17 protein-coding genes and 1 tRNA gene are annotated in these 22,187 nt (G+C 55.0%); 6 read left to right on the forward strand and 12 right to left on the reverse strand.

Annotated elements, in window-relative coordinates:
- Positions 1-4: 4 nt before the first annotated feature.
- Positions 5-433, forward strand: coding sequence for a cysteine desulfurase sulfur acceptor subunit CsdE (csdE, locus tag C9I92_RS23915; protein ID WP_047883204.1), 429 nt, complete (start codon positions 5-7; stop codon positions 431-433).
- A 194-nt stretch (positions 434-627) separates the two neighbouring features.
- Here the strand turns inward: csdE and tcdA are convergent, their stop codons facing one another.
- Positions 628-1,434: a tRNA cyclic N6-threonylcarbamoyladenosine(37) synthase TcdA gene (gene tcdA / locus C9I92_RS23920; protein WP_047883205.1), complete on the reverse strand. Its 807-nt coding sequence runs from the start codon at positions 1,432-1,434 to the stop codon at positions 628-630.
- Between the two features lie 110 nt (positions 1,435-1,544).
- Positions 1,545-2,633 (reverse strand): murein transglycosylase A, encoded by a 1,089-nt coding sequence (gene mltA, locus C9I92_RS23925; RefSeq protein ID WP_047883206.1) that lies wholly within the window; start codon positions 2,631-2,633, stop codon positions 1,545-1,547.
- Between the two features lie 278 nt (positions 2,634-2,911).
- On the opposite strand from mltA, the gene C9I92_RS23930 reads away from it, so the two are divergent.
- On the forward strand, positions 2,912-3,148 hold the full coding sequence (locus C9I92_RS23930) for a hypothetical protein (RefSeq protein ID WP_047883207.1): 237 nt from the start codon (positions 2,912-2,914) through the stop codon (positions 3,146-3,148).
- A 12-nt stretch (positions 3,149-3,160) separates the two neighbouring features.
- On the opposite strand, the gene C9I92_RS23935 is transcribed toward C9I92_RS23930, so the two are convergent.
- Entirely contained in the window at positions 3,161-3,442 is a 282-nt protein-coding gene (locus C9I92_RS23935; protein ID WP_249037527.1) for a DUF2850 domain-containing protein, read from the reverse strand.
- 380 nt (positions 3,443-3,822) lie between these two features.
- Between C9I92_RS23935 and argA the strand changes: the two genes are divergently transcribed.
- Positions 3,823-5,148 carry an amino-acid N-acetyltransferase gene (argA, locus tag C9I92_RS23940; RefSeq protein WP_047883209.1) on the forward strand — a complete coding sequence of 442 codons (1,326 nt, stop codon included), beginning with the start codon at positions 3,823-3,825 and terminating at the stop codon, positions 5,146-5,148.
- A 90-nt stretch (positions 5,149-5,238) separates the two neighbouring features.
- Here argA and recD read toward each other — a convergent pair whose 3' ends face one another.
- From recD to C9I92_RS23960, 4 genes are all read right to left on the reverse strand, one after another.
- The gene (gene recD, locus C9I92_RS23945) at positions 5,239-7,365 is read right to left on the reverse strand and encodes an exodeoxyribonuclease V subunit alpha (RefSeq protein ID WP_047883210.1); all 2,127 of its coding nucleotides are present in this window, start codon (positions 7,363-7,365) and stop codon (positions 5,239-5,241) included.
- The gene (gene recB / locus C9I92_RS23950) at positions 7,358-11,023 is read right to left on the reverse strand and encodes an exodeoxyribonuclease V subunit beta (protein WP_047883211.1); all 3,666 of its coding nucleotides are present in this window, start codon (positions 11,021-11,023) and stop codon (positions 7,358-7,360) included. The genes recD and recB overlap by 8 nt, the downstream gene beginning before the upstream one ends.
- Positions 11,024-11,345: 322 nt before the next feature.
- Entirely contained in the window at positions 11,346-14,801 is a 3,456-nt protein-coding gene (recC, locus tag C9I92_RS23955) for an exodeoxyribonuclease V subunit gamma (RefSeq protein ID WP_047883212.1), read from the reverse strand.
- A gap of 133 nt (positions 14,802-14,934) precedes the next feature.
- Positions 14,935-15,912, reverse strand: a complete 978-nt coding sequence (locus tag C9I92_RS23960) for a TDT family transporter (protein ID WP_047883213.1) — start codon at positions 15,910-15,912, stop codon at positions 14,935-14,937.
- Positions 15,913-16,068: 156 nt separating this feature from the next.
- On the opposite strand from C9I92_RS23960, the gene C9I92_RS23965 reads away from it, so the two are divergent.
- On the forward strand, positions 16,069-16,977 hold the full coding sequence (locus tag C9I92_RS23965) for a LysR substrate-binding domain-containing protein (protein WP_047883214.1): 909 nt from the start codon (positions 16,069-16,071) through the stop codon (positions 16,975-16,977).
- On the opposite strand, the gene C9I92_RS23970 is transcribed toward C9I92_RS23965, so the two are convergent.
- Positions 16,957-17,643 (reverse strand): DNA-3-methyladenine glycosylase I, encoded by a 687-nt coding sequence (locus tag C9I92_RS23970; protein WP_047883225.1) that lies wholly within the window; start codon positions 17,641-17,643, stop codon positions 16,957-16,959. The genes C9I92_RS23965 and C9I92_RS23970 overlap by 21 nt on opposite strands.
- A gap of 82 nt (positions 17,644-17,725) precedes the next feature.
- Between C9I92_RS23970 and C9I92_RS23975 the strand changes: the two genes are divergently transcribed.
- Together C9I92_RS23975 and dapD are read left to right on the forward strand one after the other, a co-directional pair.
- A complete protein-coding gene (locus C9I92_RS23975; RefSeq protein WP_047883215.1) occupies positions 17,726-18,040 on the forward strand; it encodes a YebG family protein in 315 nt (104 codons plus the stop codon).
- Between the two features lie 286 nt (positions 18,041-18,326).
- Positions 18,327-19,358 (forward strand): 2,3,4,5-tetrahydropyridine-2,6-dicarboxylate N-succinyltransferase, encoded by a 1,032-nt coding sequence (dapD, locus tag C9I92_RS23980; RefSeq protein ID WP_047883216.1) that lies wholly within the window; start codon positions 18,327-18,329, stop codon positions 19,356-19,358.
- Positions 19,359-19,471: 113 nt separating this feature from the next.
- Here the strand turns inward: dapD and C9I92_RS23985 are convergent, their stop codons facing one another.
- The 4 genes from C9I92_RS23985 to C9I92_RS24000 all read right to left on the reverse strand — a co-directional run bounded on the left by C9I92_RS23985 (position 19,472) and on the right by C9I92_RS24000 (position 22,142).
- Positions 19,472-19,819: a DUF2799 domain-containing protein gene (locus C9I92_RS23985; RefSeq protein ID WP_047883217.1), complete on the reverse strand. Its 348-nt coding sequence runs from the start codon at positions 19,817-19,819 to the stop codon at positions 19,472-19,474.
- A gap of 39 nt (positions 19,820-19,858) precedes the next feature.
- A complete protein-coding gene (locus C9I92_RS23990; RefSeq protein WP_047883218.1) occupies positions 19,859-21,058 on the reverse strand; it encodes a multidrug effflux MFS transporter in 1,200 nt (399 codons plus the stop codon).
- Between the two features lie 108 nt (positions 21,059-21,166).
- The gene (locus C9I92_RS23995) at positions 21,167-21,466 is read right to left on the reverse strand and encodes a hypothetical protein (protein ID WP_047883226.1); all 300 of its coding nucleotides are present in this window, start codon (positions 21,464-21,466) and stop codon (positions 21,167-21,169) included.
- 599 nt (positions 21,467-22,065) lie between these two features.
- A tRNA-Asp gene (locus C9I92_RS24000) sits at positions 22,066-22,142 on the reverse strand.
- Positions 22,143-22,187 lie beyond the last annotated feature (45 nt).

Consider the following 22,187-nt stretch of genomic DNA (forward strand, 5'->3'; position numbering starts at 1 on the left):
TGCCATGACTTTGCCGACTCACCCTTTTGGCCGCGAAATCACAGCGGACAGCATCAGCGCCCAGATGGCGGCAGCCAGTGGCTGGGAAGATCGCTACCGGACCGTGATTCAGTTGGGTAAACAACTGCCGGCGCTGCCGGAAGCGCTCAAGCAGGATCAGCTGAAAGTCAGTGGCTGTGAAAGCCAGGTTTGGTTGGCCCACCAGCAGGATGCTGGCGTTTTTCACTTTGCTGCTGATTCCGACGCACGTATCGTGCGGGGTCTGATTGCCGTGGTACTCGCCGCCTATGACGGAAAAACAGCCGCGCAGATCCAGGCATTCGACATCGACAGCTATTTTGACAGCCTGGGGTTGATGGCGCACCTGAGCCCATCACGCGGCAACGGCCTGAAAGCCATCGTTGAGCAGATCAAAGCGCTGGCCACAGCGTAATTAACACAATCGGGGACTCTCACTCATAAGGGCTATCGCTCACAGGGCCCCCTGGCACTTGGCCGCCGGTACTGATCTCTGGATACAAAAAAGCGAGCACCTCGGGGGCTCGCTTTTTTATTTCTATAGCTTCATTTCTGTCGCTTCATTCCTGCGGCTTCATCCTTGCCGCCTGACTTTACCGCAGCCACTGATTAGCGGTGCTTTTCAATCAGCTTTTGCAGAATTCGGGATACCGCCACGAAACCAAATGTAGCCGTTACCATGGTGGCTGCGCCGAAGCCGCTGGCACAATCCATGCGCTTAGGTCCTTCCGCCGAGGCTTTGGCATTGCAAACCGTGCCGTCCGCCTGCGGGTATTTGAGCTGCTCCGTCGAGAACACGCACTCAATCCCGAACTTGCGATCGGTATTTTTGCTGAAGTTATAAAAGCGGCGCAGCATGTTACGGATTTTTGCCGCCAGCGGGTCCTGAATGGTACGAGACAAGTCAGCCACCTGAATCTGGGTCGGATCAACCTGGCCACCGGCACCACCTGTCGTGATGACCTTGATCTTGTTTCGCTTACAGTAAGCCAGTAGCGCCGCCTTCGGCTTCACGCTGTCAATCGCATCCAGTACATAGTCAAAACGGCTGTCGATGTACTCCGGAATATTTTCCGGGGTAATGAAATCATCAATCAGGTTCACCTGACACTCCGGGTTGATCAGCTTGATGCGATCTGCCATGACTTCAATCTTGCTCTGGCCGACAGTGCCTGTCATCGCGTGGATTTGACGGTTAATATTGGTCACACACACGTCGTCCATATCAATCAGGGTCAGTTCACCGACCCCAGAACGCGCCAGCGCTTCTGCCGCCCAGGAACCCACGCCACCGATACCGATCACGCAGACGTGCGCCGCCCGCAAAATTTCCACTTCGCTGTTACCGTAGAGACGGCGTGTTCCGCCGAACCGCTGGTTATAACTGTCTGATGCTGGGGTATCTAGTTCTCGCATGGCCTGCTCGCGCTCTGTTCAATCGTTCATACAGAAAGAGTGCGATTTATACGCACTCTTTCTGGAATTGTCCAGCGCCGCCGGACCAGTGACACGACTGAACGCCGTCGCTAGTTTGTCTGCCACGGTTGCTCAGTAGCCGTGTCCTGCAGACCCAGCTTCCAGACCCGGCCAAAGTGCTTGTAATGACCGGCATCAATGCCTGCCTGATTCCCCATCCCGTGGTACAGGTCGAGGTGGTTTTTCTTCACCGCACCGCCGGTATCCAGCGCCAGTAATAATTTCAGCACATGTTTACCGTTCCAGTTCCCTTCTTCATCCAACTGAGGCACTTCGGCCAGCAAAACACTGCCCATCGGCAGATAGTCACGATCAGCGGCGACCGAGGCATGTGCCAGCAGCGGAATGCCTGCCGAGCCAATCACATCCAGGTTGTCTTTCGGTTTGAAGAACACATACGACGGATTTTGCTCCAGCAGCTCACGGGCTGTCTCTTCATCCTGACGGCTCACCCAGTCAGCAATGGCTTTCAGGGACATTTTCTCTTTCGGTACTTCGCCCCGCTCGATCAGAATACGACCGATACTGACATAGCGGTGGCCATTCTTACCGCTGTACGCAAAATACTGCAGCTCATCGTTGTCCTCGTAATGGACGAACCCGCTGCCCTGCACCTCCATCATGAAGACATCCAGCATGGAAGCACTGTAGCCCAGCTCCAGCTCCTGTCCTGCCAGAGCCCCGGCGTAGATTTCCGACCGACTCGGACAGCGGGACGGGCACTCAGGCATCGCATACACCGGGTAACGGTAGGTTTCGTCCGGCGTATGGCGTAATTCAATCACCGGTGAAAAATAACCGGTGAACATCACATTCCCCTGGCTGTCCCCACCGCCCATCTGAGCGATCTGAATACCGTAATTCGCCAGCTCTTTCGGATCACCGCCTTGTGCAACCCACAGCTGAATCTGGTGATACAGCGACTGGTACTTGGATGCCATGCGCGGTGAGCGTTCTATCACCTTTTCCGCCTGAGCCTGGAACTGGCTGTAGTCGCGGGATTTATCCGATTCCACAGTTTCAACCCGGTTCAGTATCTGATTGAACTCACCGTCAAGATACTGCTGTCCCCGTTCTGTCGGCTTGGCACACCCGGCCAGCCCTAATATTAAAAGCGCAATGGTTGCTTTACGAAACACTGTGAAACCTATGATACAGAGTTGATAATAAATGTAGCGAGTCCCCAAGTTTACCCAGCTCGCAGGTGAAACCCAAGGCACTTTGCTCAGATGTCTGATTGTGGCGGATCCGGCTGCAGAAAATGTCAGCCTTCTGTTGGTTTTCGGTTCATTTGCTGTGCCACGCGTTTCGTGCTTGCATCTTGACCAATATGACACTACTGTCATATTTGTGTCACATTTGTCAGCTTTAATAAAAACGTCACACAAACGTCATCTGAACCAACAGGGAAGGCACCATGAACCAACCGCTCAAAATAGGGAAAGATACCCTTCTGGACATTAATTCTGTCGAGTATCAGTGGATTCGCAGTCTCGCCAGCGACGGTAACTCACCGGGACAAATCAATGATGTGATTCAGCGCTGCCTGGGAGGAAATCCGGATCTGGCCGATACGATGCGCCAGGTGGCTATGCGCCAGGTGCCAATCAATCAACTGCTCCGTTGCCTGACCGCCATGCCGGAGCGCCCATAAGTTCAGGCATCGTCAGAGAGTGTGGCGCAGCATCAGCGCCTGACGAGAAAAAGCAGAAGTGTAATGTGCCGGTCGCTGACGAATCAGCTGATCAGCCAGAAAGGTATAAGTGTACGTTTGTTCACCCAGTGTGTATTCCAGCACATGGCCATCCCACTGATAATGGGTATTCACCTGACGGCCATCAACAAAAATTCCACTCGGACGCACTTCAAAACTGTCTGCGGCATAGGGAGCGACCTCTTGCTCTGTCCACACCCCGAAAATATCCGGCAGTGGTTCAGGCTGAAACATTTTTTGCTCAAGCTCTACGCCAAATACCATCGTACCCAACAAAATCAGCCCACCTATCCAATACCGGCGGGATGTTGTTTTTTGGGGCACAGGCGATGAAGACGGACGCGGTTCGGACATACTGACAAACTTCTTACTAATCTGCTCTCACTATAACGTAATTTTCCGGCATGAATGACGAACTCTGTCAATAAACCTTCCTTTCGGAGGCTGACAAAGCGCAACAGAACAACGACGGTACACATGCCACCAATGGAATTTTTATTGACTTAAAACGCATAATCATTAATAAATTGGTGACATACCGATTCGCTAATCGTACCTGAATACTACGTCCATCATACCGGCTATGGCTGTCACGCAGCCGCAAGGAAGTCACCGTGAAGATCAGAAGTACCGCCCTGGTGAAAGGGTTTCGCCAGTCAGCCCCCTATTTGCATGCCCATATTGGCAAGACCATTGTCATTATGCTGGGCGGGGAAGCCATCGCTGACAGCAATTTCCCCAATATAGTCAACGACATTGCCCTGCTGAACAGCCTGGGGTTACGGATTGTTCTGGTGTATGGCGCTCGTCCCCAGATTTCCGCACTGACCGAGCAGGTCGGCTATCCGACCCCTTATCATAAAGGCATTCGCATTACCGATGAGCGGGCGCTGGAAATTGCCAAGCAGGCTGCCGGTCAACTGCAGCTGGATATTACCGCCCGCTTTTCGATGGGCCTGAATAATACCCCTATGGCAGGTGCCCAGATTCACGTGATCAGCGGCAACTTTATCATCGCCCAGCCATTGGGGGTTGATGACGGGATTGACTACGCCCACAGCGGCAAAGTGCGCCGGATTGATATTGATGCCATTCACCGCCAGCTGGATCAGGATGCCATTGTGCTGATGGGTCCGATTGCCAGCTCAGTGACCGGTGAATGCTTTAACCTGACCTCAGAGGAAATTGCCACCCAGCTAGCCATTAAGCTCAATGCGGACAAGCTGATCGGGTTCTGTTCCGAACAGGGCGTCCTCAGCACCGAAGGCGAAGTGATCTCCGAAATGCTGCCAGCCCAAGCCGAGCAGGTTCTGCAACGGCTCATTGCCGAACAGACTGACAGCTCAGGCACCGGCCGCTTCCTGCGGGGCGCCATTACCGCCTGCCGGGCCGGCGTGCCGCGCAGCCACCTCATCAGCTACAAAGAAGACGGCGCCCTGATCCAGGAGCTGTTCTCGTTTGACGGCATCGGTACCCAGATCGTCATGGAAAGTGCCGAACAGGTGCGCCGGGCCGGTATTGATGATATTGGCGGCATCCTGGCTCTGATCCGTCCGCTGGAGCAAGACGGCATTCTGGTCCGCCGCTCCCGAGAGCAACTGGAGCAGGAAATTAGTCAGTTCACCATTATTGAGCGGGATGGTCTGATCATCGGCTGCGCGGCCCTTTATCCTTTCCCGGATGAGAAAATGGCAGAAATGGCCTGCGTAGCGGTTCATCATGATTACCGTGATGGTGATCGCGGCGCCATCCTGCTCAGCCAGATTCGTCTGCAAGCCCGCCAACTCGGACTGCGCCAGTTGTTTGTGCTGACCACCCGCAGCGTACACTGGTTCCGGGAGCAGGGGTTCACCGAATCCAATGTCGATCAGTTGCCGATGGCCAAACAAGCGCTGTATAACTTCCAGCGCCGCTCCAAAATCCTGATTCTGGATCTGTAAGGCGACCACGGACGCTGCCGTACTAAATCAAGCCATGTCAGAACCCGAACACCCCAAATAAAAAAGCCGGCATTACGCCGGCTTTTCACATTATCGCTGGGGCACACTCAGCAAAGTGGCCAGCCCGCTTGCCCGTTCGGTACGCAGCCGCACCGCCCGGTGCACCACTTCCGGCGTCGCAAACAGAGCCAGGCGGCTTTTTGCCCGGGTAACCCCGGTATAGATCAGTTCACGGGTCAGGATCGGGCTGTAATCCGGCGGCAGTACCATCAGGGTATCCGCAAACTCCGAGCCCTGCGATTTGTGGATGGTCATGGCATATACCGTCTCATGATCCGGCAAGCGGCTTGGCAACACCGAACGAATCGTTTTATCCGGCATCTCAAAATACACCCGCAAACGCGGTTCACTGCCCGCCTCCGGCTCGGCCTCCAGCATCGTGATCCCGATATCACCGTTATAAAGCCCCAGACCGTGATCATTCTGGGTGATCATCACCGGGCGCCCTTCGTACCAGACGTCTTCGGAGCCGCACTTGATTTTGTTGTTCTTCTCCAACATCCGTTCGATGCGCTGATTCAGGCCGGTCACCCCGAAGTCCCCTTCGCGCAGGGCGCACAGCAACCGCACTTTGGCGAACTGCGCCAACACCACATCCGGAGTCTGGCGCTCAGCGATGGCATCCAGGTAGTCGTAATAAAAAGTCACCGTCCGGTTGAGCAGCGTCTGATAGCTCTCGCTACTCAGCGGATAAAAGCTGATATCACGAAATCCCTGCTGCCAGACTTTTTCGACCTGCGACGGCTGGCCGCTGTTTATGGCCTTTGCCAACTGCCCAATCCCGGACTGGGCATGGAAACGGTAACTTTTTTGCAGCATACACAAACTGTCGTTCACCACACTCTGCACGTTTCCCGCCGCAAATCTGAAACCGGTAAGGGCACTCAGCTGCTGACTCTGGGTCTGGCTGTAGCCCTGTCCGGCAAACGCACAGATGTCCCCCAACACCGCGCCGGCCTCGACCGAAGCCAGCTGATCCCGATCTCCGAGCAGAATCAGTTTGGCATGAGGCGGCAGCGATTCAAGCAGCCGTGCCATCATCGGCAAATCCACCATCGAGGCTTCATCCACCACCAGCACATCCAGATGGAGCGGGTTATCACGGTTGTGACGAAACCCAACCCGGTTCGGAATCGCGCCCAGCAATCGGTGAATCGTACTCGACTGCGTCGGGATATGAGATTTGACATTCTCACCGACCGGCAACGATTTCACCGCAGCACCGATGGACTCGGTCAGGCGGGCGGCCGCTTTGCCCGTCGGCGCCACCAACTTGATATCCGGCATCACCAGATTGCCCTGTTCGTCCCGCTCATCTCGGTGCAGCGCCTGCGCCACCAATGCTGCCAGCAGTTTGGCAACGGTGGTAGTTTTACCAGTACCCGGTCCGCCGGAAATCACCGCAAATTGCTGGGTCAACGCCACCGCCGCCGCCACTTTCTGCCAGTTCAGGCAGGCAGCCAGCGGCACTAAAGTATCCAGCCGGGCCAGCGCCGCCACGTCAGTAGCGGACTGCAACACCTGATCAATCGCCGCCCAGTCAAGCAATTCGGGGGCGACCACATCGAGTTTGTCGCAAACTTCCTGCTGACGCGCCTGTGGAGTATTCGCCTCCCCGTCCAGCGCGCTCAGTGCCTGATGCAAAAAACGGTAATCCCGGGCAAACAACTCATTCAGCTGTGCCGCCATTGGCGCAGCCAAAGCCTGCGAGGCTGAGTCAGCCCGCGCTTGATCTACCACCATGTGATCTGCCGCACTGGCAGCGGCATGGCGCAGATAACCGGCCACACGTTGCTCAAACTGCCAGTATCGATTGAGGTAAAGACGGTTTTGCGCCAACACCAGCGGTGTCGGCGCGCTGCCGTCAGAGACGGCCGGTGAATCGGCCAGCTGTACCACCCAGGAGTCAGGCGAAGCCACGTCCCCCAGCAGTTGCTGGCTGTGTTCGGTCGGCAGACCAAACAACCGCTGGACATCCACCTTATCCAGCATCAGGCAGACATGCCCCTGACCCAGCTCGTAGCTGGTCAGGGCTGACGCCAGCGCCAACAGCGCATCATCCAGCCGCCCGGCGGATTGGCAGACAAACTTGGCAAACTGATAATCCAGCGCCCGCAGGTGACCCTGCCGGGCCAGTTTTTCTAGGCGGTTAAGCATCCAGAGGTTCTCCGTCGATCAGGGCTTCCATGTCAGTCAGCAACGCCAAGCTAGGCCGGGCATGGAAAATACCGCTGTCACTGTCGGCTTTCACACCACGCAGGAACAGGTAATACACGCCACCGAAGTGGGTGTCGTAGTCATAGTCCGGCTTCCGGGATTTGAGGAACCGGTGTAGCGCCAGCGCATAGAGCTGATACTGCAAGTCATAACGGTGCTCAGCCATGGCTTCTGCCAGCTGCGCGCCACGGTAACGCTCCGGATCATCTCCCAGCCAGTTCGATTTCCAGTCAAGCACGTAATAACGGCCATCATGCTCAAACACCAGGTCAATAAACCCTTTCAGCATCCCGCTGACGGTGGCAAAACCCAGCTCTCCCGCTTTGGCAGACAGGCTGTCATGGCGGGCAATCACTTTATTGAGCAGCGGCGCCGAAAGCAGGGTAATCGGCAGCATAAATTCCATTTCAGTCAGCCGCTGCGATGGCTCCAGAGCACCAAGCCGCAGGGTGTCGCCATCCAGCGGACAGTTCATCACTTCCGCAATCAGGGTCTGCAGAACCGGCAGCCATTCTTCGTCATAGTTCTCCAGGCGCAGCAGTTCAAGAATCGCCTCGCGGGTTTCCGCGCTATCTGCCGGTGCCGTAAACTCGATGTTTTCGAACAGGCTATGAAGGAAGGTTCCCGGGCGCGCGCCTTTCGGGAAGGTAAAAATGGATCGCGCGGGTGTTGCCGCTAGCTCACCGTCTGCCAGCGTTTCATCCCCGGACGAGTCTGTATCAAACCCCGGCAGCTCAAACGAGGCATCCACATGGCTGTGGCCTTGTTTGATCAGCCCCGAATAACTGGTGATCCACCAGCTTTTCTCAAACTGGCTGGTGAACGTTCTTGGCTCCAGAGCCGGCGGGGTGTCATCGCTCGGCTGCCAGATATCTTCCGGCCGCTCCGGCGGCGAGACGACCGCCATGGCCGGATTTTTCCCGCACACGGTCGCCAGTGCCGCCGCCAGCTCAGCCGGGCCTCCCTCTTCACCGTTTTGCACCAGCCAGCCAATAGCGGTGTGGTGCAGACCGGTAGGCGCTTTGGTACTGCGGCCGTTGCGAACCGGCGCCATGCCGATATAGCAGCCGTACACAGCCCGGGTCAGGGCAACGTATATCAGGCGCAGGTCTTCCGCCAGCCGCTCTTTTTTCGCCAGCGTCAGGCTCTCTTCCGCACCGGTAATATCCAGCACGGCCTGCTGAGTCTGTTCATCGTGGAACAGCGCGGTGTCAGTTTCGCGATAGCTGCAGGCAAACGGCAGGAACACCAGGTCATATTCCAGACCTTTTGATTTGTGAATCGTGACGATTTGCACCAGTTTACGCTCCGACTCCAATCGCACCTGCTGCTCATCGACATTGCCGTTCGGGGCTTCAATGTGCTCGGCCAGCCAACGCAGCAACGCATGATCGCTGTCAAGGGTCTGGCTGGCTTGCTGTAACAGTTCACCAATATGCAGCAAGTCTGTCAGCCGACGCTCACCGCCGTTTTCACTCAACAGCCGCTCCGGGATCTTCCGCGCCGTCAGCAGATGGCGCAGCATCGGCAAAACGCCCCTGCGCTGCCACAGTTTGCGGTATTCACGAAACTCAGAAACATACTGCTCCCACTTGCCTTCATCGGCATTGAGCGCATCCAGTTCACCGATTGTCAGCGCGAACAGCCCGGAGGCCAAGGCGGCACGCAGGGCGCGATCATCTTCCGGGGTCAGCACCGCCTGCAGCAGACGCTGCACATCCGCCGCTTCGTTACAGGCGAAGACACTGTCGCGATTAGACAGGTACACACTGGCGATCCCCTGTTGGGCCAGCGCTTCTTTGATCAGCGCTCCTTCCGTACCGGTGCGCACCAGCACCGAAATATCACAGGCTTCAATGGCGCGCGAAGGCTCGCCACCGTCAATCAACGTGGCTTTGTGTTGTTGAGCCAGGGTCAGGATACGCTGAATTTCCGCAGCGGTGGCTCGCGCCATTACCTGCTGGTATTCCCCTTTCGACACCGGTTGGTCGGCCTGCTGGTGCCAGAAACTGACCGCCGGCTGTCGCTGTCCGTCCAGCGCCCAGCCGCGCTCCGCCGCTTTCGGGCTGTGGCTGACCGGCAGGAAGGTGATGTCCTGATCGTATATAAACGGCTTGTTCGGGTGCTCAAAAATCCGGTTGACCGCCGCCACCATTTCGGCAGTGGAACGCCAGTTGATGCCCAGCGTGTAATGGGCGGACACCTGCCGCCGCGCTTTGATATATGTAAAAATATCGGCTCCCCGGAAGGCATAGATCGCCTGCTTGGGATCGCCGATCATAAACAGGCCGCAGACATCAGGTTCTGCGGGCAATGCTGTTTTTGCAAACTCGGCGTTTTCTGCAGACTCGGCGCTTGGCTCCCCGGCGGCCTGAGCGGAATCACCATAAACGGTATTGAAAATGCTGTATTGCAGGGGGTCGGTATCCTGAAATTCATCGATCATCGCGACCGGGTACTGACGCCGGATCCGGCTCGCCAGCATCCCCTCATCATTGCTGAGCGCAGCAGCCAGCTGGGTCAGAAGATCGTCAAACGCCAGCCAGCCTTTGCGCTGCTTGGCTTCAGTCAGTAGCTGACGGCATTCCTGAATAGCGTGAGCCAGCAGTGGATCCCGGATGGTCGGCGGGTTGGCAAGCAGCGCACTGATAGCCTCAAAAACCACATGGGTCGGCACCTCCCCTTTCGCGGTTTTCTCCGCCAGCTCTTGCTGATCAAACTTGGCCAGCGCCTTGGGCAGGGCGTATCCGGTGTTATCCTGATTCGCCCACTCGCTGACTTCCGCCAGGGCTTTAGGCAGGCTGGTTTTGGTATAACTGCGTTTATTGACGCCGGAGTTGGCGATCAGGTCGTGAAAATCCCCAGCATGCTCCCGCCAGAGCTGCTTCACCTGATTGATTCGCGCCAGATTGCTGTCATGCAGAGCCTGCAAGCTGTCGCCGAGCGCCGGTGCCCGGACTTCAACTTCCGCACCGGACAGGAAGGTGTTGATCGCCCCCAGCAGAGCGGCCGGTGTTTTCCAGTGCCGACGTACTTCTTCTGCCAGCGTGCGCGGCAGCGGATAAAAGTTCCGGCGCCAGTAGTCGGCCACCACCTGCGCCCGCAACTGGCTTTCTTCGGTAATGAATTCGTTATTGAACAGGCTGCCGGACTCAAACGCATTTTGCGTCAGCATCCGCTGACAAAAACCGTGAATGGTATAGATAGCAGCTTCGTCCATCTGCCGCTCGGCCTGCAACAGGATCGCTGCGGCCGCCTTATGATCCGGCAGATCTTCCAGCAGCGGAGCGATCACCGGATCCTGGCTGGTACCACGGCTGAACGCCACTCTGGCATCATGAATACGGCGACGGATACGATCTCGCAACTCGGCAGTCGCCGCTTCGGTAAACGTCACCACCAGAATCTGATCCACTGTCAGTTCACGGGGAAAACGGCTCTGACTGTCCCCATGTCCCAGCAGCAGGCGCAGGTACAGGCTGGCAATGGTGAAGGTTTTACCGGTACCGGCAGAGGCTTCAATCAGCCGGTTGCCGTGAAGCGGAAAGGTCATCGCTTCCAACGGCTCCGGTGTCGTTGTCATCGTTTGTTGAGTCATAGAATACGCAGATTCCCGTGCTGGAACCCAGCCACGTTTTGTAAACAAAGCCGTGCCCGTTCCAGATATTTTTTTGTGAACTGGCCCATATCCAAATAAAAATATCGAATATCGCCACTATGTCTTATATCAATATGAGAGATGTTTCACGGTTTTGTAACATAGGCTTCGTTATTATCCCGGCCACGAAATCGGGTCACCTCTGGACCGGTGGCCGTACAGCAAGCCCTACATAAAATAATTACTTTGCTGGCGGCCACACTACACCTTTCCTGTTTTTTACCGCGACGTTTCCACCGCCCTCCAGCTTACACCACCACCGCTATTCAACCGGCTGCAAGCGCAGCAGTGCAGGCTTGAGCACTTGTGTACCCCAATGCATTACCTCGGCGGCTAACGCTTCATCCCACTGTGGCCAGACCCGCGCAATGTAACTATTTTCACCTTCACCGCTGCGCATGTATGCCGGGTTGAACATGGCCTGCATACTGTCTGCACCTTTCTCCAGTGCCTCACTGTCTTCACACCAGTTCCCCTGCTTATCGCGCCCGGCCAGGATCCCTTCATGCGCGGTTTTGGGCAGGAACGGTAGCGGCTGGCATTGCCCCAGATAATAAGCCTGTACCAGGGTTTCCAGGTATTGCAGCGCTGTCTCGGCACTGACCGGCTCAAACTGCCACGCCCCGTCAAGTCCAATCAGTGTGGTGGTCGGGCCGTTAAGCTCAGCCGAGGCACAAAGGTGTTCAATCCAGCCCGACAGCATATCCTGAGCGCGAATTTTCCCCGGACGATAACGCACCAGTCCTTGCGATGTGCGATGCTTGAGCCAGCCTTGCAGACGCAGGGCACGGCCATCAATCGTCAGCGGCAAGTCGACTTCCTGATCCGGTCGGCGATCAGTCATGTGTTCTGCGATGGTTTGCGCCAGGCTTTCAATCACGCCGCGCTCTTCCACCAGCTCCAGCTCACCGAACTGCGCCACCGGCAGACGCCCCGCCGCTTGCTGATAACGGGTAAACTGCGCAAACAGTGCTTCCCGATCCGGTGACGGATGCTGTCCCGAAGGGGACAAGGCACTGCTATCCTGCAGGAAGGTGTTCAACAAGGACTCACGCAGCTGATAACGTTCCAAGTTATCCAGAGCAAACGGCTCGTCATCCTCAACCGCGCCCGGCCCGGCATCGAAGAACACTTTCAGTCGACGGTTGAAGAAATACTGCACCGGCAGTCGCCAGAAACGAAGCAGCTCAGCCAACTCCAGTATCCCGCCATTATCATCCACCTGCGGCGGCAATGGCTGGCTGATAAACGGCGCCACCGACAGCGGATCCCGCCGGGCCGCAGGCAGCCATTCAATGGCATAGCTGGGCTGATCGCCTTCAAAAGCCTTGGGACTGAACGGGACCAGCGGGTGCTCAAAAGTCAGTGCTGTTAGCAATTCTTTGGCAGATTCGTCCGCAGGTTGCGAGTGATGACCCTCCAGACAGTATCCCTGCTGGCAGTATTCCAGCAGTTCACTCACCAGAACGGACGGCACTTTCTCACTGTTGTCCTGAATCGAACGGCCGACATAACTGATATACAGGGTTTCCTGCGCAGATTGCAGCGCTTCCAGGAACAGGTAGCGGTCATCATCGCGACGGGAACGATCGCCATGCTTGCCGCGGCCGACCATCAGGTCGAACCCTTCCGGTGCAATGGAGCGCGGATAAACCCCGTCATTCATCCCCAGCAGACACACCACTTTGAACGGGATCGAACGCATCGGCATCAAAGTACAGAAGTTCACCTGACCGGCAAGAAAACGCTGACTGACCCGCTCTCCGGAGAGCTTAGCGCGCAGGTAGTCACGCATGACCGCCGGGGTCAACGGTGAACGGTAACCGGCATCTGCCAGCTGCTGCTCAAGCTGGTGCAGCTTATCGCGAATCATCCGCAGCACCATTTCGCCGTCAGTATCAACGGCAAAGCAATCATCCAGCAGCTGATTCAGCACCCGGATCCAGCCCTCTACCGGCTGCTCAACCGCCAGTGCCTGACGGTAGTGCATCAGGGTTTCAACAAACAGACCGAGCTGACCGGCCAGTTCCGCTTCCAGTCCCTGTACTTCGTCATAGGCCAGCACGCCCTGATACAACCCGGCCTCCTGCGGCATGGCATATCCCAGCAACATACGGTGCAAACCGAACAGCCAGGTATTCTGTTGCTGGCGCGGCAAAGCAAACTGCGCCGCCGTATCGTCATCCAACCCCCAGCGAATACCTACCTCTTCAATCCACTGCTTCACCCGCTCAAAGCGGTCACTGTCAAAGCCAAACCGAGCCATGACAGCCGGGACTTCCAGCAACTCTAAGAGCTCCGATGCCTGACAGCGGCTTTCCGGCAGCCCCAGCAAACGCAGGAAGGCCAGCAGAACCGGATTCTCCTGATCCGCACTGCGGTCAGAAATTGAAAACGGAATAAATCGATCCCCTGGCGCATTGCCGAACACCGCCTGAATATACGGGCTGTAGCTGTTGATATCCGCCACCATCACCACGATATCCCGCGGCGATAGCTTTGGATTGGCGTCCAGCATGGCCAACAGGTTGTCATGCAGCACTTCGACTTCACGCATGGGTGAATGACAGGCATGCAGGGTCAGTGAGCGATCGTCTTTGGCAATCGCAAACTTATGCTCACTCGATTCGGTGATGTCATCGTTTACCCGATCTTCGAGGTTCAGAATATCGGCCTGAATCGCATGCAGCAGGCTGTCCGGCTCAATATCCACAAACGCCTCTACTTCGTAGGCTTCCATTTCCGATAACAGATACAGGTTGTCACGCCCGAGCTTACCGAGGGACGCGAGCAGCGTATTGCCGACCACGCCTTCGTGGGTTTCGTCGACAATATTGTCTTCCAGCTCCCCTTTGATTGGCGAGATCACCCCGCCCAATTCACTGTGATCTGCGCACCACTGGAGCTGCTGACGCTGCTTGGCTGCCAGACGAGCCAGGTATTTACGATCGCGCACGTCTCCCCAGTAGTGGCGACACGGGTTCGTAAACATCAGATGAACATCAATGTGTTTGCCGAGTGCCGCCAGGGCATCCAGATAGCGCGGCGGCAGCGCCGAAATACCAAACACAAACAGGCGCTTGGGTAACTGGATCGGCAACGACGAGCCGCTTTGCAGATACCCGTTCAGGGTCTCGATAAAATGCTCATACAGATTGGCACGGTGATACGGCGATTGCCCCAGCGCCAGCGTATGGTCGTACAGCGCCTGCCACAACAGCGGCTGCCACGGGTGCTCGGCCACCAGCTCAGGATCAATCTCATCGGCTTCCCATGCCTGAATCCACTCTGGCCGGTACACCAGATACTGGTCAAAAATATCGGCAATTTTCTCCGCCAGCTGATAGCGCTTAACCTGATGCTCATCGTCTTCCAGATAACTGGCCAGCGGGGCAAATTCCGGACGATGCAACTGTTCCGGCAACACCTGCAGCAGTTTCCAGGTCATCGCCTCTTTGTTAAATGCACTGCGCACCGGTACATCACTCAGCACCTGGGTAAACATCTGCCAGATAAACGTCGCTGGCAGCGGAAATTCGAGATTCGCGGCAATACCCTGCGATTTAGCCAGCTCCAGCTTGAGCCATTGCGACATGCCGGGACTCTGTACCAGGATACATTCCTGTTCAAACGGATTATCGAGCGGATCGAGGCGGATAAGTTCAACAAGGAGGGACTTGAGCAAGTCCAGTTGGTTCGAGTGATAAACAGTAAACACGCAGCTTTCTCGCAGGCTGAGGACATGCTCTGATTGTCTACCATCCACTGCATCGCTGCAAATTCAAATAAAGCAAAAGCCGCCCGGTATCACCGAACGGCTTTTTATTAATCTTTTTATTATTTTACGGCTGTTACGCTTCGCTCATCCGCGGTCTGAACCAGCGAGTAACCGGGCGGTAATAGGCCAGATAACGGATGGCCACATAACTGACCACCAGCGTCGCCACGGCCAGCTCCAGATACGCCAGCCCGCTGACCCAGGCAATATCCTGTCCGGCAAAGCCTCGCGCTGCCATCCAGCCGGCCACCTTGAACAAGGCCGTCGCGCCAATCACCATCGGGAACGTGAACGCAGCATAGCCCGGACTGAACGGCAGCCGTAGCAGGCGGAAAAATGCCACATAGATGATCCCGGTCATCAGAACGGCAATCCCGCCCAACAGGCTCACCACCAGCGGCGAAACCGTTTCGGCCACTGTCAGATACCCTGCCAGCGACAGACTGGCTGGTGCGGCCAGAATCGCGATGGTCGGTTTAGCGGCATCCGGGATCTCATGGCAGAAGATCAGGCGATAAATCATCAGCGGCAACATCACGGCGTATACCATCAGACCAAACACCAGCAAGCCTTCGGCCAATGGACGCAGAGCCCCGCCCGGAAAGGCCACATCAGCGACGATGATCCCAATAGGCGGCACAAACCAACTGGGTACCATGTGGTGCAGCTCAAAATCCACCACCCGGTGATAAACAAACAAAACCAGAAACACCAGATGCAGCATAACCGCCAGCAACCACAGAGCCTGACCTGCCTGCGGGGCATACATTCCCAGCGCTTTTGACACCACCATGGTAGCCATCGAAAAAGTTGGTACCACGCTGCCCGCGACCGGATGACACAGATCCTGCCACAGCGAGCCCGGATAGCAGATGAATTTCACCAGCAGGATCACCAGCAGAAGGCTGGCAATCCCGGCCCCGGTCAACTGTCCCAGCCCGTTAAGATCAGCGGCGTTTTCCCAGCACCAGCCCAGCGACGCAATACCCAGCGCCAGTCCCGCCATTGGCGTTGGCGCGCCCAACACAGTTTTCTTTGTAGCCTGAATCATGATGTTATCTCCACGTACAGCAACGCAGTTAAAAATCCGTCACTGCCTGTATTCCGATGTGTTCATCAACAACAGACGTAGTGTATCGCTGGAAAAAGGTTTAGGATATTTGAAAGGATTGAATCTTATTTTAAGAATGACTTAACAGGACGGTTTATGAACATTGCGCTGCGCCAGCTCAAAGTGTTTGTGACAGTAGCCCAGGAACTCACTATCACCGCCGCGGCGGAGAAACTGTTTTTATCCAAACCCGCAGTCAGCATGGCGCTGTCAGAGCTGGAAAAACAGCTGGGGCATAAACTCTTTGACCGTAACAATAACCGATTGCTGATCAACGATCAGGGACGACGTTTGCTACCGCTGGCGGACGAACTGCTGGCCCGCAGTCAGGATATAGAGCAGTTGTTTTGTCAGGAAGGGCCGGTTACCGGAAAGCTAAAAATCGGCTCAAGCGATACCGTCGGCAATCAGGTGACGCCGTTTTTACTGCGAGATTTCCGCGCCGAATCTGGCCACACAGACCAGTCGCTTTTTATTTCCAACACAGCGCAGATCTGCCAGATGCTGACCGAGTTTGAACTCGATGTCGGGTTAGTCGAAGGCAAGGTGCACCTCAAAGAGCTCCATGCTATTCCCTGGCTGGGCGATGAAATGGTCGTGGCCTGCCACCCTGCCCACCCGTTGGCACAGAGCCCGTCGCTGACATTAGCTGACCTGGAGCACAGCCACTGGATCCTGCGCGAGCCGGGCTCCGGCACCCGGGAATATTTTCTCAGCCGCCTGTCGCCGCGATTAGAGCATTGGCACCAGGCCTTTGAGCTGAACAATACCGAAGCCATCATTAACTGTGCCGCAGCCGGACTGGGCATTACCTGCCTATCTCGCCGGGCCGTGTCTCACGCCGTAAAAGATCAGCGCCTGGTGATTCTCGACCTGCCACTGGATATGCAGCGCCAGTACTGGCTGCTCTACCACCGGGAAAAATACCAAAGCCCGCTGCTGAAACTGTTTCTGGCGTTTTGTCAGCGCTGGCCAGACAAAGTATCAGACCCGGTTATCACCTGAGCTAAACGCAATCACTTGGCTGATCTGGCACAGCGGTCGGCCTGATTCTTGCTGCCAGGCGGTAAAAGCCTCCTGAGTCGCGGTCAGCGATTTACGGGTATCGCGGCCACCATCAATGACCCCTGTCTGGCGCAGGTATGCCTCAACATCCTGACTGATGATAAAAGTGTCTTTCCCCATGATCCGCAGCGTGTACGGGCCGGTATTACCGCCGAGCCGCTGACCATGCTTTTTGAGGTATTGCCACAGGCTCACAATGTCACTGGCTGGCCAGTCCGCCACCATGGCCGCAAAAGAGCCATGCTCCGTCGCCGCGTCGTGGATCATATGGGCATTGGCCGGAATGGTCATAACCTTCCCCAAATGGCGAATAATGGCCGGGTCTGTGGCTTTTCGCTCCCACATATCCGTCGGCATCAGCAGCATTTTCTCAATATCGAAGCCAAAGAAAACCTCTTCAAAGTTCGGCCATTTGCTACGTACCACTTTCCAGCTCATGCCTGACTGGAACACCTTTTGCGAAAAAGCAGATAACCAGCGGTCATCGCTGATTTGCTTAAGTTGTTCATTTGTCAGGGGAGTTGTCAGCAAACTCTCCAGCGCCGCATCCCCACCTTTTCGCTCTGCCGCCCTGGCATAGATCTGGGCAAATTTTTCTCTCGCCATCACATTCACACGCTTATCACTGGACAATGCCTACCATGCTACTGTATAAACAGCCAGTAAATCAATTTCGGAGAGGGTGACCATGGCTGTTATCGTCAAATATGTGGTTGAGCGCAACGGAGAAGAAAAGATGACTTTCACCTCTAAGTCCGAAGCCGACGCATACGACAAGATGCTGGATATGGCTGACGATATGTTTGCTTTACTGGGTGAAAGCGAGCTGTTCGAAGATGAAGCCAAACAGGAAGAACTATCACTGTTCCTGGCGCAGAAACGCGAAGAAGTGCTGGTTGCACTGGGGGCGAAAAAGAAACCCGCTCCAAAAAAGAAAGCCACTAAACCGGAAATCGTTGCTGATGCAGATTCCGACCAGGAAGATGCTGACGAAGCGGCTTAAGCTAGCTGCATAATTTCTGTTTTCACAGGCGCATTTTCGAATAAACCTCCTTCCTGGAGGTTTTTTTATGCAAGTTCATTCCCCGCTGCCACCCGGCAACTGACTCTCCACCCCGGCTACCGGCAAATATTTGGTCATTTTTACCCGAATCTTCGGTTAGGTCTTCAATATCGTGACAAGTGTCATTATGATGGGTTTTATGCATTTTCTTATTGAGCCCCAGTAGCGGGAACCTGACGGTACTGCCGGACCGGGCTCAATCATTTCACATGGAGAACGATCAATCATGGCCAGCTTTGCACTCGCCCTAGGTACTGCGACCAAAAACCGCGATAACAAAATCATCGAAGCTTTCTTCCCAACCCCAATTCTGAATCCGGCTGATGCGCTGGTCAGCGCAATTGCAGCGGTCGTTGAGTACAAAGAAGGTAATCAGGCCATTGAAGTCACAGCGGCCCAATGTACGGATCTTGCGGCTGCATTTGCAGCGGCAGGGGAAGCAGCCAGCGCTCAGTTCGCGACGAAAGCGGCTGAGTCTGCGCAGCCTCTAGTACTTGTGTTACTGGCAAGCGATGAAGCGCCAGCCTCAGTAGCCGAAGGTTTCCTGAAACTTCAACTGATCTCTCATCGTCTGGTTCTGCCACACGGACTGGTACTGGACGGTATTTTTGGTCTACTGCACAACATCGCCTGGACAAACCAGGGGCCAATCGATCTGCCAGAGCTGGCTGACCGCCAAATGGAAGCACGCCTGAACGGTGAAGTGCTGACGGTTGACTGTGTCGACAAGTTCCCGAAAATGGTTGATTACGTGGTTCCAGCGGGCGTGCGTATCGCTGATACGTCTCGCGTACGTCTGGGTGCACACGTGGGTGAAGGCACGACCGTGATGCATGAAGGTTTTATCAACTTCAACGCAGGTACCACCGGCGTGAGCATGGTTGAAGGCCGTATTTCTGCTGGTGTGGTTGTCGGCAATGGCTCTGATATCGGCGGTGGTGCGTCTATTATGGGTACGCTGTCCGGTGGCGGCAAAGTCGTTGTATCTATCGGTGAAAACAGCCTGCTGGGTGCAAATGCCGGTCTGGGCTTCCCGCTGGGTGACCGTTGTACCATCGAATCAGGTCTGTACGTGACCGCAGGTTCAAAAGTGCGCATGCTGGATGCCAGCGGCCAGGAAGTAGAAGTCGTGAAAGCACGTGATCTGGCCGGTAAGCCGGATCTGCTTTTCCGCCGCAATTCTGTTACAGGCCAGATTGAGTGCCTGACCAACAAAACGGCGGTTGAGCTGAACAGCGAGCTGCACAGCAATAACTGATTGTGCTCCCTGTGAAATAGCCAAAAGGCTGCCATTCAGGCAGCCTTTTTTCTTTCCCGCTTGCTGGGGAATTGTTGTCAGCAAGCCGATATCCAAAACAAAAACAGCAGACGCTAGTAACCCCGCTCAACCAGTCCGTAACTGCTGCTGGATTTACCTTCCCGGCAATCGTTGGGGTAACCGGGATTGATCACCGTATCTACCGTGTGTTTTTCGCTACAATATTCGAATCGACCTTTGAGGTAACCGGCCCGGTAAGCTTCATAATCCGTTTCACTGAGCGCACCACGCCGGGTGAGTTCTTTTTCATCCCACTCACGGTAGCCTTGCTCACCATGATAGCTGCCGAGCTTGTCCCATTGCCTGTCGTGCGCCAGGTTTTCTTCATAAGGACTCGTACAGGCCGCACAGGCTGCAATCAGTAATCCACAGATTAAAGAGCGCCAGTTACATTCCCACATGTTCGCTTCTCCGGTAAACCCACTGATTCTAAGTATGGTTTATCCGTTAAGGGTCGCCACTGCCTGACGACCACTTTCCGTCTGCGTCCCAAAAAATGCCAGCCCGAATCCGATCCCGGCTCCCAACAGCATCACGCCACCCAGTTGCCACGGCTGACTGATTCCGATTTTCAGCAAAGTGTTACTGAACAATGAAGCAAACACCATCTGGCAAGCTCCAGACAAAGCAGACACAGTGCCGGCTTTGTCACCATATGGCACAAGCAACAAAGACTGAGCACACGGAAATGCGATCCCGTTGGCCATGGCCAGTACAAAGTTACCACCGATCATCCACGCTGGTTCTACCGGCGAAAAAATATAAATCATTCCTGCCAGCAGGTGCAGCCAAGGGGCGATCAGCAACATACGTCGGGTGCCAATTTTTGGGCGTATCCGCTGGCAGAGCAGCCCGCCACACATCAGGCCGAACGCCGGAATCATCGCCCAGAGCGCATACTTTTCCGATGTCATCCCAATTTGTACCTGCATGATGAAAGGCATCAGGGAGATGGACAAAACCACCAGTGAGAAATTCACCCAACCCACACCGGCAAACGAGAGAAAATGGCTGGATCGCGCAAGCGACGAATAGTCCTTCATCAGTGTTATCACTGACGGCGCACGGCAAGTCACTGATAAACTTTCCGGGAAATTAACGCACAAAACCAGCCAGATCACAGCGATATAGCCCAGCAGCAGTATAAAGACAGCCAGCCAACCGGCATAGTGATTGACCATTCCGCCAATGACCGGTGCAACAATTGGCGTCAGTGCCGCGACAATCGCCAGCCAGGTCATGGCCCGCACCAGGTTATGACTCTGATAACTGTCACGGATTGTCGCCCTGGCCATGACAGCCACACTTCCGGCTCCCATCCCCTGAATCACCCGTCCGGCCAGTAACCAGGAGAAGGATTCAGCATGCAGAATCGCCAGCGACAAGCCAAACAGCGCAATCAATAGACCAGAAAGCAGTACCGGCCGCCGCCCAAACACATCAGACAGTGGTCCGTACACGAGTTGCGAAGTGCCAAATCCTAACAGGTAGCCGGAAACCAGAAGTTGTACCTGTTCAGTCGATAAAGAAAGATCCTGTGCGATCCATGGCAGAGACGGGAAGATAAGACCCAGGCTCAGCTGACCGATACTTACGATCATGCACGCCAGTAAAAGAGGTTTCCATTGAAATGCTGCCATTGTTTCTCCTACGCCTCCGCATCAATGCCTTATTATGCACTGGATGTGAAGAGACAATAAGCAGCATTAGCTTCAGAGATTCTTTCCATTTGGGAAATAAAGTTTGAATTACTTCGAGATGGTGTAAGTAAACGGATTCGCAAATGAAAATTTGCTGCCCTGCGTTTTCACTTTGCCTTGCTTCATCGCAACCAGAACCTCTTTCTGTACCCGGATGAGCGAAAAGAAACGAATCACAATAAACACCATAAAAATCGGCATCATGAACTGTGCTATCGACGATGACTGTAAGACAAAGTCATTAACCAGCCAGAATGCCAGCATCAACAACATCAAATACAGTGAATGAGGTTTCAGCGTGATCGCAATCTCGCGCTCAGTTTCAGTTCGTTCAAAAAAGAATTTCATCAGCATTCTCAACAGTTTTCAGATGCTGCCTACCCTCTCACAGCCAGCAGTCTCACTCAAGCTTCAATCACTGCTTAATCTCAAAGAGTTGTAAATGGGTGTGACGAACACAAGGTTTCTAAGCAGGGAAGCATCTCTGACAATGACCATAGAGCAGAGGTATGGCTAGCGTATCTACAGAATCCACTTGGCCTGAGGTCAAACAGAAAAGCTTTAAACGAGCAAAAACCGGCTGTTTTCAATTTAGGAGTCAGATAAGTGGCGGAGCTACCGGGCTGTCGATCCACGGGACACATTCGACCGCAGGGCGAACACATTGTATTTAAACGTAAAAAAGCCCAGTCTTTCGACTGGGATTCTTAAAGAGTAGCGGAGCGGACGGGAATCGATGGTCCGGCATTCCGGCTCGCGAAAAAGTGCGTAGCACTTTCGGGAGTGTAAAATGTAAAAAAGCCCAGTCTTTCGACTGGGCTTATTAAAGAGTGGCGGAGCGGACGGGAATCGATGGTCCGGCATTCCGGCCCGCGAAAAAGTGCGTAGCACTTTCGGGAGCGTAAAATGTAAAAAAGCCCAGTCTTTCGACTGGGCTTATTGAAGAGTGGCGGAGCGGACGGGACTCGAACCCGCGACCCCCGGCGTGACAGGCCGGTATTCTAACCAACTGAACTACCGCTCCACTCAGAATTAGCGTTTGTTCAGAACGCTAACCTAAATTGGGTGC

This window comes from Photobacterium ganghwense, from assembly GCF_003025595.1.
In the GTDB taxonomy this organism is placed as follows: domain Bacteria; phylum Pseudomonadota; class Gammaproteobacteria; order Enterobacterales; family Vibrionaceae; genus Photobacterium; species Photobacterium ganghwense.